13 protein-coding genes are annotated in these 13,555 nt (G+C 36.4%); 4 read left to right on the top strand and 9 right to left on the bottom strand.

Annotated features, from left to right (window positions below; genetic code table 11):
• Positions 1-75 precede the first annotated feature (75 nt).
• Positions 76-309, bottom strand: coding sequence for a DUF3953 domain-containing protein (locus tag F7984_RS05240; protein WP_139891402.1), 234 nt, complete (start codon positions 307-309; stop codon positions 76-78).
• Between the two features lie 1,151 nt (positions 310-1,460).
• Here F7984_RS05240 and F7984_RS05235 point away from each other — a divergent pair.
• Positions 1,461-2,852: a DHA2 family efflux MFS transporter permease subunit gene (locus F7984_RS05235; protein WP_139891403.1), complete on the top strand. Its 1,392-nt coding sequence runs from the start codon at positions 1,461-1,463 to the stop codon at positions 2,850-2,852.
• A gap of 101 nt (positions 2,853-2,953) precedes the next feature.
• On the opposite strand, the gene F7984_RS05230 is transcribed toward F7984_RS05235, so the two are convergent.
• On the bottom strand, positions 2,954-3,409 hold the full coding sequence (locus F7984_RS05230; protein ID WP_140461172.1) for a GNAT family N-acetyltransferase: 456 nt from the start codon (positions 3,407-3,409) through the stop codon (positions 2,954-2,956).
• Between the two features lie 191 nt (positions 3,410-3,600).
• Positions 3,601-3,990 (bottom strand): PepSY domain-containing protein, encoded by a 390-nt coding sequence (locus F7984_RS05225; protein WP_225983665.1) that lies wholly within the window; start codon positions 3,988-3,990, stop codon positions 3,601-3,603.
• Positions 3,991-4,309: 319 nt separating this feature from the next.
• Between F7984_RS05225 and F7984_RS05220 the strand changes: the two genes are divergently transcribed.
• Both F7984_RS05220 and F7984_RS05215 read left to right on the top strand, forming a co-directional pair.
• Positions 4,310-4,984, top strand: coding sequence for a response regulator transcription factor (locus tag F7984_RS05220; protein ID WP_139891405.1), 675 nt, complete (start codon positions 4,310-4,312; stop codon positions 4,982-4,984).
• A complete protein-coding gene (locus tag F7984_RS05215; RefSeq protein WP_140461171.1) occupies positions 4,981-6,342 on the top strand; it encodes a sensor histidine kinase in 1,362 nt (453 codons plus the stop codon). The genes F7984_RS05220 and F7984_RS05215 overlap by 4 nt, the downstream gene beginning before the upstream one ends.
• Positions 6,343-6,440: 98 nt before the next feature.
• On the opposite strand, the gene F7984_RS05210 is transcribed toward F7984_RS05215, so the two are convergent.
• Positions 6,441-7,025 (bottom strand): YdhK family protein, encoded by a 585-nt coding sequence (locus tag F7984_RS05210; RefSeq protein ID WP_140461170.1) that lies wholly within the window; start codon positions 7,023-7,025, stop codon positions 6,441-6,443.
• Positions 7,026-7,390: 365 nt separating this feature from the next.
• On the opposite strand from F7984_RS05210, the gene F7984_RS05205 reads away from it, so the two are divergent.
• On the top strand, positions 7,391-7,744 hold the full coding sequence (locus F7984_RS05205; protein ID WP_066101300.1) for a hypothetical protein: 354 nt from the start codon (positions 7,391-7,393) through the stop codon (positions 7,742-7,744).
• A gap of 42 nt (positions 7,745-7,786) precedes the next feature.
• Here F7984_RS05205 and F7984_RS05200 read toward each other — a convergent pair whose 3' ends face one another.
• From F7984_RS05200 to F7984_RS05180, 5 genes are all read right to left on the bottom strand, one after another.
• Complete coding sequence (locus F7984_RS05200) at positions 7,787-8,179, bottom strand: hypothetical protein (RefSeq protein ID WP_140461169.1); 393 nt, start codon at positions 8,177-8,179, stop codon at positions 7,787-7,789.
• Between the two features lie 193 nt (positions 8,180-8,372).
• On the bottom strand, positions 8,373-9,500 hold the full coding sequence (nspC, locus tag F7984_RS05195; RefSeq protein ID WP_140461168.1) for a carboxynorspermidine decarboxylase: 1,128 nt from the start codon (positions 9,498-9,500) through the stop codon (positions 8,373-8,375).
• 1 nt (position 9,501) lies between these two features.
• The gene (locus F7984_RS05190) at positions 9,502-10,701 is read right to left on the bottom strand and encodes a saccharopine dehydrogenase family protein (RefSeq protein WP_140461167.1); all 1,200 of its coding nucleotides are present in this window, start codon (positions 10,699-10,701) and stop codon (positions 9,502-9,504) included.
• A 73-nt stretch (positions 10,702-10,774) separates the two neighbouring features.
• A complete protein-coding gene (speE, locus tag F7984_RS05185) occupies positions 10,775-11,635 on the bottom strand; it encodes a polyamine aminopropyltransferase (protein WP_066101312.1) in 861 nt (286 codons plus the stop codon).
• A 4-nt stretch (positions 11,636-11,639) separates the two neighbouring features.
• Positions 11,640-13,112, bottom strand: coding sequence for an aminotransferase class I/II-fold pyridoxal phosphate-dependent enzyme (locus tag F7984_RS05180; RefSeq protein WP_066101315.1), 1,473 nt, complete (start codon positions 13,110-13,112; stop codon positions 11,640-11,642).
• Between the last annotated feature and the right edge of the window lie 443 nt (positions 13,113-13,555).

Raw genomic sequence — 13,555 nt, 5'->3', positions numbered from 1 at the left:
GTAATCTGAAATGTAAGATGTGATCACATATTGATCATAAATCTGAAAGCGCCAAAAAGATCCTACTGCAGATTGTTAATTCAGTATAAAACCTTCAATTGCTACATACATGGCAAACAAAAATCCACCTAGACTCACCCAACTAATCAGTTTTCGTCCTTTTTGATATTCTTCTAATCCAATGATTAACATCATTAACCCTAAGAAAAAAATCATAAATGGTTGGTACGCAAAGCTTCTAGTAATAAATCCGTATAATACAAATATTAAAACTACCGTTGAAAAAACATAGCGTAAAATTTTCAGCATGATTCCATACTCCTTATATCCTAGTAACAACCTATTACTATAGCTTTTCGACTCCTAATGCCGTTAATCCTTTTTTATTCTATACAGTTCTTAAAGATGTAAAACTTTATTTAATCAGAAAGCAGAACCTTTTCATTTTCAAATATTTCACATCTTAAATAATTATGTATCACAGGATGATTTTATTTACTATTTTCTTGGTGGCCAGTAGTGAAATAGGTATTCAGAGGATAATAAATCGGGAACTGCCTATCAATGAATATTTATCAATAGTTGAATTTAGATAGAATAAACTACCCCGCTGTATGAAACCATCACTAATAACCAGTTAATCTAACCACCGCTTTATATTATTTTGAAATAATAAAATTCGGTATATGAATTACTTAAAAAATACAATCCACTTCCCAATTTAGTGCATGTTTACCCTGCTATAAATGTAAGGGGATACATTTTTAATAGATTTATATACTGATTCATCCTTGATATAGCAAGGTTTCATTTTTACCCCCATGCATAAAACTCCTAATACATAAAAAGATCAATTATAAAAATATTGTCACAAAAAAAACAAATTACTTACACAAGAAGAAATATTTTGTTATAGTGAAAAACAGACTGACTGGTTAGTATGGTGGAGGTGTACTAACAGGAGGGATACAAAATTGCTGATTATTTACGAATGCAATGGACTATCCCGCCAAAAGGATATACAGGTGTTGGATCCTACGAAACAAGCATAAAAATAGCAAAGTTTCGTTCTCTCACCATTTGAAAGAAGTATGATTCTACTTGCGAATACTGGATTTATCTCAAATTATCAATAATTAATGCCCAAGTGGAATGATTAAAAACGAATCAATGACTAAAAAAACATAGAGACAATGACTTGCTTTACAGTTAGCAAATATAGGTGAGTGAAAATTCTCCCTAATATAGTTTTAGTATGTATGTTTATAAGAGTCTGGTTTTAATTGAGAAAATTTTATAATCAAAGGTTTTATCGAATCTTTTTTCGGAAGATTCTGTATTCTTCTATTTCTTTAGTGATTAGGCTTCCAATGAAGATGGATTTTTGCTCTACAAATGCGTTTCTCCCTGAGAGCAATCTCGAATTTACAAATAATTTATTTTTAGAGGAGTTATAACAAGTGAATAAACAAATACAAATCAAAACGGGACCGATAATGGCTGCCCTCTTGGTAGCAGGATTTGTCGGGCTTTTTAGTGAAACAGCTTTAAATATAGCATTAGGACAATTAAGCCAAATTTTTAGTGTGGATGCAACAACCATTCAGTGGTTGGCAACAGGCTACTTTTTAACACTTGGTATTTTAGTACCAGTTACAGGTATTTTAATGCAAAAATTCACGACACGCCAAATGTTCATGGCAGCTTTATTTTTCTCTCTTATAGGGACAGTTTTAGCTGCTTTAGCACCCACATTTAGCGTACTTTTAACAGCACGTATTATTCAAGCCGCTGGGTTGGCTATCATTTTACCTTTAACACAAAGTGTTATTTTCACGATTTTCCCGCCAAATAAACGTGGAGCTGCAATGGGAACAATGGGATTAGTTATTTTAGCTGGACCAGCTTTTGGACCAACCTTAGCAGGCATGATTTTAGACACCTTATCTTGGCATTGGATTTTCTGGTTCACCATTCCATTCTTATTAATTTCACTAATCATTGGCTATATCTATATACCGAATGTTAATGAAATCCGTAATGTCTCAATTGATATTTTATCTGTAGTATTATCTACAATTGGTTTTGGTGGTGTTGTATACGGTGTAAGTGTCGGTGGAGAGCTTGGCTGGACAAATGCAACAGTATTAGGAACAATTATTATCGGCTTAATCGCATTACTATTCTTCTGTATCCGTCAAAATAAGATGGAACACCCAATGTTAAACTTAAAAGCATTTAGATACCCAATGTTCGTTTTAGGTCTTGCTATGAATATTATTACCTTCCTCAACATGCTTTCCATGCTTGTTGTTTTACCAATGTATATGCAAATGGCCCTTATCGTTTCAGCATTTGTAACAGGATTAATGATGCTTCCGGGGAGTTTAATCAACTGTGTACTTGCGCCGATAATTGGTAAATTATTTGACAAATATGGACCACGTGCCGTGATTACTCCAGGTACAATTCTTGTTGTCATTGGATATGGACTTTATGCATCATACGGAACAGATACCGCTCTTTGGATTATGGTATTGACACATATCGTGATGATGTTAGGTGTTGGTATGGTCTTAGCATCCGTACAAACAAATACACTGAATGCATTACCTAGACAATATTATCCAGATGGTATTGCAATTACACAAACGTCTCAGCAAGTAGCCGGAGCTATAGGTATTGCGGTAATGGTATCTCTATTCTCTATGAAACAAGCTGATTACTTATCCGGTGCAGCCAATGATTTAACTGCAGCTGCAGCTACTGGTTCAGCATTTGTATTTAAGATCAGTTTAATTTTAGCTATCATAAATGTCGTTCTTTCATTCTTCTTGAAAAAAACACAGTAAACTGGGAAGATTGAGAGAAAACGAAACCAAATAGAGTGAAATAAATAAAGCTAACACCCTAAATCCTCTGCGATTCTAGTTGGTGTTAGCTTTGTTTTTATTTATCTATGCCCCTCTTTACGGGCTTGTATATATCCATAATAGACGCACGTTCCATTTTGGGACAAGTCTTTGACTTCAAATCCGCACTTTTCATAGAAACTGAAATTATCAGCGGACGTATGCGCGAACCAATCTCCATGAGGAAGCTTTTGTACACATAGTTCAACTAATTTTTTACCGATCCCCTTTCCTCGATATTCGGTTAAAACGACTAAATCCATTATAGTAGCGGCCATTATTTTGTCTGAAATAACCCGAACCATTCCAATCATTCGGCTAGAATCCCATACAGTATAAGCCCAGGTGGAGTTTTCAAATATTAATGAAAACTTTTCTTTCTGCCAATCTGGTGTGTTTCTCGCCCATCCTGCATCTGTAAAAAGAGTTTCTACACTTTCAGCTGGAACTCCTTCTGTCCCTTCCCGGATGACTAAGCCGTTAAAATATTGGTACATATCGTCTCCTCCTTGTATCCAGATATCTTTTATATCATAATACCAGAATTTAACTTATCCATATCCATAAAAAAGAGACTCCCAAAAAGAGATAAATCTTTTGGCGGAGTCTCCTGATTATTAAATCCATTTAATTCAATTAGACATGTTCTTCCTCTTATGTTGGTTGTACTTATGAAATTTTCATGAATTTAATTTTTATCATCAAATTCGGAACGGGAAATATGATCATCGTCAAAATCATCATCTATTTCTATAGTACCTGTTCTACCTTTTACAGTGATTGTTTTCAAAAGATTTTCTGAAGTTTTAATTTCAACATCGTATTCGTATTCAGAACGGGAAATACGGTCATCCTCCAAATTGAATTCTTTTTGAACACTGATAACTTCTCCATCAATTTGCTTCAAAGCTATTTCTTTAATTTGTGCTTCTGTATAGTTGTCATTCTTATTTGCATAGTAATAACCCATTCCAACATAACCGCCTACAATGGCGATTCCAAGAACAATTATGGCAATAAAGCCACCGATTATTTTCTTTTTATTTTCTACTACCATGTTTTTGTATTTTGTTAACATAGCTATCTCTCCTTTTTATCGTTTATATACAATTTCCTTTTCTAGTTAATCTTCAAACTGGTCTAATTGGTCAATAAAATTGATTAGAATTTTTAATTTACGAAGAACATAAGACCATTTGACCAGAACAGGAACCAATTATCATTCCATTAATTTTGACGCCTCTCCTCCTGTCTTTTATTCTTTTCCTTGATCTTGACTTCATCATAATGGGTAAACATTAAAGGAACATTAATGAATAAAAATGATTTTCTCATCTTTTTTTAATAAACGTGAATTATAGTAAAATATATTAAATAAGAAGAAAAGGAGACTAAACATGCGGATTCTCATAGTCGAAGATGAAAAAGATTTACAAAACGTTCTTGCAAACCGTTTAAAAGTGGAAAATTACAGTGTGGACGCATGTGGAAATGGGTCTGATGCACTCGATTATATTTCCATGGCTTCTTATGATTTGATTGTGTTAGATATAATGATTCCAGAAGTAAATGGACTGGAAGTTTTGCAGCATATAAGAGAAGAAGGGAATCGTACTCCTGTTTTATTGTTAACCGCAAAAGATACGATTGAAGATCGGGTCAAAGGACTGGATTTAGGCGCAGATGATTATTTAATCAAACCATTTGCCTTCGATGAACTACTGGCCAGGATACGGGTGTTAATGCGCCGGCAATCAGGTAACACATCCAACGTTTATGAAATAGGCGATTTAGTAGTGGACTGTAATACCCATAAGGTAACGCGACAGGGTAAAAATATTGACCTTTCCAGCAAGGAGTTTGCAATTTTGGAATATATGATTCGCAATAAAGATATTGTATTGTCTCGAGATAATATTGAACAGCATGTTTGGAATTATGATTATGAAGGCGGCTCAAATATCGTTGATGTTTATATTCGTTATCTAAGAAAGAAGATAGACAATGATTTTGAAATCAAGCTTATCCATACCATAAGAGGATCTGGCTACGTATTGAGGATAGAGTCATGAAAAAATTATCTATTAAAATGAAGATCACTCTCTGGTATACGGGCCTGATTGTGATTATTATGGCTATGGTATTAAGTATTATTTTGGCCTCTTCCGATAAAATTCTTCTGTTAAATATCCAGGACCAACTCGAGGAATCAGTAAAAGAAGGTTTTAGAGATATAGATTATGAAAACGGACATTTAGAGGTAGATAATGATTTTGAGTATTATGATGATGGGGTCACTCTTTTAATTTACGATAAAAATGGTGCTTTACTGGAAGGCAATGTTCCATCTGGATTTAACGGGGACACACCAATGAATAAGGATGGACTTCAAACCATTGAACAGAATGGACAGGAATGGCTATTATATGATCACCCATATAAAAAATTTAATGATGAGATATGGATTCGAGGCGTTTATCAATTAAATCAATTATCGTCAGCCATGAACACCATTTTACTTGTGACGCTAATTGCTTTTCCATTCCTTATTATTGTAGCAGCTACCGGCGGATATTCTATTACAAAAAGAGCGTTTCGTCCCGTACAAAAAATGATTGATACAGTCAGCGAAATTAACGACGGACAAGATTTATCAAAACGTATCAACCTTAAAGGATCAAATGATGAAATTCATGCTTTGGCACAGACCTTTGATCGAATGTTCGATAGATTACAATCTTCATTTGAGAATGAAAAACAATTTACTTCTGATGCCTCTCATGAATTAAGGACACCTACTTCTGTCATCATCTCTCAATCTGAATACGCCTTATCTCAAATTGATGATTCAAAAGAAGTAAAGAAATCCCTTGAGGTCATTCTAAAACAATCCCAAAAAATGTCCTCTCTCATTTCGCAATTACTTTTACTGGCCAGAGTTGATCAGCAGAATATGGACCATTTTCTATTTGAAAGGCTTAATATTAGTGAGTTAACAGAAATGATAGCAGAAGAATTAACCTATATGGCTGATAAAGCTGATATTGAGATAATTACAGACCTAGAGGATAATCTTTTTATAAAAGCAGATCAAACGTTAATCATGAGATTACTTATGAACCTGATTACGAATGCGGTTGCCTATGGAAGGCCTGGCGGATATGTAAAGATTAAATCATATCAGCAGGGTAATCATGTGATAGGTGAGATTTCGGATAATGGAATTGGCATTAGTGCAGAACATATAAATAAAATATGGGATCGTTTTTATCGCGTCGATCCTTCTCGCACCTCAACTGCTAACGGCAATACAGGTCTTGGCTTGTCGATCGTAAAATGGATTGTCAGTCTGCACGGCGGCACCATTGATGTATCAAGTGAATTAGATAAAGGAAGTACCTTTAAGTTTCGTTTACCTATAGGCTATTAAAGAGCTTAATTAGAGGATATTATTCTAGGCACCTCCCAGTATGATAGGTGCCTTTTAAGGTTTAACAAACAAAACGAATGGCACGGCAATGCGAGTAATTATTCAACAAGCATCAATTCGTCATCTGTCACCCATTTGTGATTAGTTACTTCTTCCCCACCTGTTGTTGGTTTGTAATCAATCATATAAACAGTCGTTTCTTGTGCTGATTCAATTTTTACAGTGGTACCCTTCATTCCATCCATATGAGAGGCAGTCGTAATGGCTTCTGCACCAGGCTGCAAAGATTCCTCTCCACTATCTTTTATCTCTTCATGAATAATCCACTTATGATTTTTCACCCTTTCCCCACCTGTAGCTGGATTGTAAGAAATGCGGTATGCGGTTGTGTCATAAGCTCCAATGATGGTGGCTTCAGCACTTTTCATACCTTCCATATGTCCATCTTTAAGGATTGCATGGCTTCCAACTTTAAAAGTAGGATTTTCAGCCACTTTTAAATCTTCCGGAACCTCACCAGAACCTGAATGATTCATTCCCTTCATATCATGAGATTGTGTATCATGTTGCAATTCTTTATTATTAGTATCCTCAGTTTGGTCTTCCTCAGTTGTTTGAGAGCAAGCACCCAGCACAAGAATACATACCGTTAGCAGAGATAAGAGAGAAAGTCTTTTTAACATATCTTGTCCTCCTTTTATGATAAACAGCAATTGTGTTCTTTATTGCATTACCCTTTTGTTGTATGGTCTACCATATTTTTATATTTACCTTTACCTCTTCTATCATATTATCTGCTAATTTTTATGGTTTAAATGACTAATAGATTCATAAATCTGCTCATACATTTAGAAGACTGTTTAAAAATAAACAAATTAACCCTCTATTTTTTCTCGTATCTTAATTGAATTTTTATATAAAACGTTAACCAACTATAATGGTTGTCACATCCCCTATATCATTCACAATTTTTTCATTTTTAAAGGAAATTATTACGGGAATTTAAATAATGAAGCACCTTAGACTAATACGGAGGAGTTGAGCTAGCATGAATACCATACAACATTACTTCCTGATCTTTCGACTTATTCTTTTTTCCCCGTTTTATTGGATTGCTGCAGGAATTACACGTATCCTTTCATGGATCTGTCAATTCATTGCCTATTTCCCCATGATATATATTGTATTAATATGGCTCATTACTATTATTGGTGCAATTTATGAACGTTCATTTTCTATTGAAATGTTAATGGAAGGTATTTTAATATCAGCAATCGTCTACTTCATTCTTAGTATATTCAGTGGCTTGATTAATATAGTGCTGAATGCATTCTTTACCGTTTTCTTATCTATTAGTAACATTTTTGCGAAGTTAAGCGGTCGGACAATAGAGACTATATAACTTATTCAACCTTGCTCAAACTCCTGACTGGGTTTGAGCTTTTCATTCTTTTAGATTATCTATACTCAACATGCTCCTTTGCTCATTCCGTTTCAGTATTTCAGCCATTACAAAAGCTCCTATTCCAAGGATGCTAAACAAAATTGCTAACGTAAAATAAGCTGTAGCCATTCCGGCATTCACCGATAAATTCTGCACATCAAATAAATTATATGCATTAACTGCCTTCTTCTCATTGAATATTTCTTCATATCCTTGGTCTATCATTTCCTCTTTACTATAGGGACTTTCATACACATATAATTTATACAACCCTGCACCTAAAGTAATAACGGTAAATAATAGTGCAATAATCCCAACAATCTTTAATATAAATGGAAAATTCATTTTACTATTACTTCGTTCCTCAATCATGATAACCTCATTTTTTTCCATTTCGTCTCACCCCTTACTAGTTTTCAGTTTTTATTCATTCAAAGTAATTCTACAAAAGTATTAAAAACACCTTTAACAATCAGAGATATCCGTCTTTAATCAAATCGTAGAAAACTTAATATACGAGTTTCTTCTATATATAATACCTATCTATAGAAGAAAGCCAGATTCACATTGGAATCTGGCTTTTTCATTAAGATAGTCTATTTTTAAAATCCATATAATTAAATTTATGCAAAATGCGGCATTCACCATTCTTGTCCTGTACAGCAATTGTCGGCAGGGCCATTCCGTTAAATGTATTGTTTTTAACCATCGAATAAATCGCCATATCCCCAAAAACCAATCGGTCATTACTTTTTAACGGCTGATCGAATGAATAATCTCCAATAATATCCCCTGTTAAGCAGGTTGGACCGCCTAATCTGTACGTATGGGCCTTTTCACCGGGTTCACCACTACCAAGAAGCGGAGGGCGATATGGCATTTCCAACACATCCGGCATATGACAGGAAGCCGAAGTATCGAGGATAGCAATTTCCAAATCATTCTTTAATGTATCAAGAACCGTTGTCACAAGAAATCCGGCATTAAGAGCAATTGCTTCACCCGGCTCAAGATAAACCTCCAAATCATATGTCTTCTGAATACGGGTAATACAGTCCTCCAGCAGGCCTATATTATACCCATCTCTTGTAATATGGTGGCCACCGCCAAAATTAATCCATTTCATTTGCGGCAGCCATTTTCCAAATTTCTCTTCGACAGCATTGAGGGTTTGTGCCAAGGCATCCGAATCCTGTTCACAAAGCGTATGGAAATGTAATCCCGATACACCTTCCAGCAAATCTGGACGAAATTCATCAGCCGTTATACCAAATCTGGATCCTCTAGTGCATGGATCATAGATTTCATGGCCCTCTTGAGTCGAACATTCTGGATTAATACGGAGGCCTATGCTTTTACCTGCCTGGAGTACTTTATCCCCAAATCTCTCAAGCTGTGAAAAAGAATTGAAGATAATATGATCACAAATAGAGATAATTTCATCTATCTCATCTTCGCGGTAGGCTGGGGAAAACACATGATTTTCCTTTCCCATCTCCTCATAGCCAAGCTTAGCTTCATACAATCCGCTCGCAGCAGTCCCACTCAAATACTGACCGATTAACGGATACATTGCATGCATAGAAAATGCTTTTTGTGCCAGGATAATTTTACATCCGGTTCGACCCATTACACCCTTTAAAATTTTTAGGTTTTTCTCGAGTAGACCTTCATCTACCACATAAGATGGTGTTGGTAATTGATCAAAGCGCATCTTAGTCTACTAACTCCGGATCAAAGCTTTCTTTCCAAGGAAGTCCCCATTTATTCAATGCTTCCATGAACGGATCTGGATCAAATTCCTCAATATTGTAAACACCAGGCTTGTTCCAATTTCCGTTCATAACCATCATCGCACCAATCATTGCAGGAACCCCTGTTGTATAAGCAACCGCCTGTGATCCCACTTCTTTGTAACACGCTTCATGATCACAAACATTGTATACATAATAAGTTTTATCTTTTCCATCTTTTTTACCGCGGAAAATACAGCCAATATTCGTTTTTCCTTTTGTACGCGGACCAAGTGAAGAAGGGTCTGGAAGTACTGCTTTTAAAAATTGAAGAGGTATGATTTCTTTCCCTTCAAATTCGATTGGCTCAATAGATGTCATCCCAACATTTTCTAGACATTTTAAATGAGTGAGATAACTTTGCCCAAATGTCATAAAGAAACGAATCCGCTTAATGCCAGGAATATTCAAAGCAAGTGATTCAATTTCTTCATGATGTAATAGATACATATCTTTGTCACCGATCTCAGGGAAATTGTACGTACGTTTAATTTCCATTGGCTCTGTTTCTACCCATTGGCCATTTTCCCAATAGGAGCCATTTGCTGTTACTTCACGGATATTTATTTCAGGATTAAAGTTTGTTGCAAAAGGATAACCATGGTCACCTGCATTACAGTCTAAAATATCAATGTATTCAATTTCATCAAAATGATGTTTTAAGGCATGGGCTGAGAATACTCCTGTAACGCCAGGATCAAATCCGCTTCCTAATAATGCAGTAATACCCACTTCTTCAAAGCGCTCACGGTAATCCCATTGCCATTTATATTCAAACTTCGCTGTATCTTCAGGCTCATAATTAGCTGTATCCATATAATGAATTTTAGTTGCAAGACAGGCATCCATAATCGTTAAATCCTGATATGGTAAGGCAAGGTTCATGACTATATCTGGTTTCACTTCTTCTATTAAAGCAATTAGCTCATCCACATTGTTTGCATCCACCTGAGCCGTTGTAATTTTTGTCTTACCGCCGTCAAGCTTAGCTTTTAAATCATCACATTTGGACTTAGTACGACTTGCAATACAAATCTCTTCAAATACCTCACTGTTTTGTACACATTTGTTTATTGCCACAGAGGCTACTCCGCCACAACCAATAATCAGTGCTTTTCCCATTTTTCATATCTCCAATCCATTATTTATTTATCTAACAAACTTCTTTCTGCTTGTTTTAAACACTAGAAGATTTTCATGGAATATCTTCCACGTCCCTCAGCAGCTCCTCCACATACGTTGGCAAAGCAAAGGAACCACGGTGTAAATTAGGATTGTAATAGCGTGTTTTAATACCTAACTGTTTCCAAGCCTCTTGATTTAAATCTGCAAGAGGTTGATATTTTTTGGATGCAAATCCAAACAACCAGTGGCCGGACGGGTAGGATGGAATATGTGCCTGATATACCCTGCTAATTGGGAAACAGTCGATAATCCGTTGGTGCGCCCTCTGCATCGCTGCCCTGTCTTCTGCATAAAACGGACTCTCATGCTGATTTACCATAATTCCATCTTCATGTAAGGCCTTGTAGCAATTACCGTAAAATTCTTTCGTAAACAAGCCTTCACCCGGTCCGAATGGGTCGGTTGAATCCACGATGATCAAATCATATTGATTTTCACAGGAGCGAACAAATTTCAGCCCATCCTCATAATGAATATGAACCCGTTCGTCATCAAGCTTGGAAGCTGTTAACGGCAAATAATTCTTACAGGCTTCAACTACCTTTTCGTCAATTTCCACCATGTCAATATGTTCAATCTGTTGATAACGGGTTAGCTCACGTACAACACCGCCATCCCCTGCACCAATAACCAAAACCTTCCGTGGATTTGGATGAACAGCCATAGGTACATGGGTAATCATCTCATGATAAATAAACTCATCTTTTTCAGTCATCATCATATAGCCATCCAGGGTCAAAAATCTCCCAAACTCGTTCGATTCAAAGATATCAATCCTCTGAAATTCGCTCTGTTCACTGTATAAATGCTTGTCCACCTTGATGGAAAGCTTTACTTCTGCCGTGCTACGTTCATGAAACCACAACTCCATGCTGTCACACTCCCTTTAGTACATTCAGACGTTCAATAGCAAGGTCTTCCGGTCCTGTCATGGAACAGCCTTTTGCTTTTGCATAGTCAATATACTCAATGATTTCTTTCGTGATTCTTTCACCTGGTGCGAGGATTGGAATTCCAGGAGGATAGCACATCACAAACTCACTGCACACTCGACCCTCTGTATCTCGCAGACTCAATGATTCTTTATCTGCATAGAATGCCTCCTGCGGTGTAATCACAACCTCCGGGTCAATATATTCTTGTGTAATCAGACCTGATTTATCAGTCGAATAACGACGACGTATTTCTGATAGGGCACTGATCAGACGTTCGACATCTCTTTTCCGATCACCAACAGATACATAGGCCAAAATATTGCCTATATCTCCAAATTCAATTTGGATATCATACTCATCTCGCAATAAGTCATATACCTCAATTCCCGCTAGTCCAATATCTAATGTATGTACCGAGAGCTTAGTTACATCAAAATCAAATATGCTATCTCCATTCACCAATTCTCTTGAAAAGGCATAATAGTTACCAATTTGATTGATTTCGTTCCGAACATATTCTGCAAGATTAATAACATCATCGAAAATCCGCTCTCCATTTAACGCTAGATTTCTTCGAGAAAGATCTAAGCTTGAAAGCAGCAAATACGATCCGCTTGTCGTTTGTGTCAGATTAACAATTTGCCTTGCATAACCGACATTCACAGAAGGTCCCATTAACATAAATGAGCTTTGCGTTAAACTCCCCCCGGATTTATGCATGCTGACTGAAGCCATATCTGCACCAGCAGCCATGGCAGTCACGGGAAGGTTTTTTCCAAAGTATAAATGTGCTCCGTGTGCTTCATCTGCAAGAACAAGCATATTATGCTGATGGGCAAGTTTCACAATCCCTCGTAAATCTGAGCAGATTCCGTAATAGGTTGGATTATTGACCAAAATGGCTTTAGCCTCTGGGTTTTCTTTAATCGCTTTTTCCACCTGGTTGAGAGACATACCAAGCGCAATTCCTAGATTTTTATCCATTTCCGGATTTACATATACCGGCACGGCACCACATAGAACAAGTGCGTTAATGACACTGCGATGAACATTTCGGGGAAGAATAATTTTATCTCCCGCTTTACAAGCTGTCAGGACCATCCCCTGTACGGCAGATGTCGTTCCATTCACCATAAAAAATGCATGTGCAGCACCAAATGCCTCAGCTGCTAATTCTTCTGCTTCTTTAATGACGGATACCGGATGACAGAGATTATCTAGCGGCTTCATCGAGTTAACATCCACACTAACCGCTTGCTCACCCAAAAAAGCTGTCAATTCAGGATTACCTCTCCCGCGTTTATGGCCGGGTACATCAAAAGGAACAATTCGTTTTTTCTTGAACTCTTCCAAAGCTTCATAAATAGGAGCCCGCCCCTGCGAAAGACGAAATAATCTTTCTTGTTCAATCATCACAAAACTTCCTCTCGCTGAAAATTCTCCCACTTCCCTTTCCATCTGGTTTAAATCGTAAGAATTTATGGGGTGATTTTTATTAATTGATAAAGTTAAAAGACAACAAAAAAGCAAGTGTACGCGCATTTCATTGCACATCACTTGCTTGTAGATATTATTATCCTATTAAAAAGCATATACAAATACAGACATATTGCCACGCATAAAATCAAATGAATTTTATGTCTGAAAAGCTTCTTAATATTCAACATACCTAAAAAGGAGATCAGAGTCTATATAGCAAATAAATACTTTTACCACTCTTATTGACCGTTTCACAAGTTTTGCACGATTTATGTCGTACTGGTTATAAAGTAACCAACTTATAAAATTTGAGCTTCTAACTCAATCAATAGGGCAACTAATGTTGCCTGTCGGCATTTGACCCGGCTGTCCGTATG

The organism is Pradoshia sp. D12 (genome assembly GCF_008935075.1).
Taxonomy (GTDB): domain Bacteria; phylum Bacillota; class Bacilli; order Bacillales; family Pradoshiaceae; genus Pradoshia.
The sequence above is the reverse complement of the archived record's forward strand: the minus strand, read 5'-3'. Positions and strand labels throughout refer to the sequence as shown.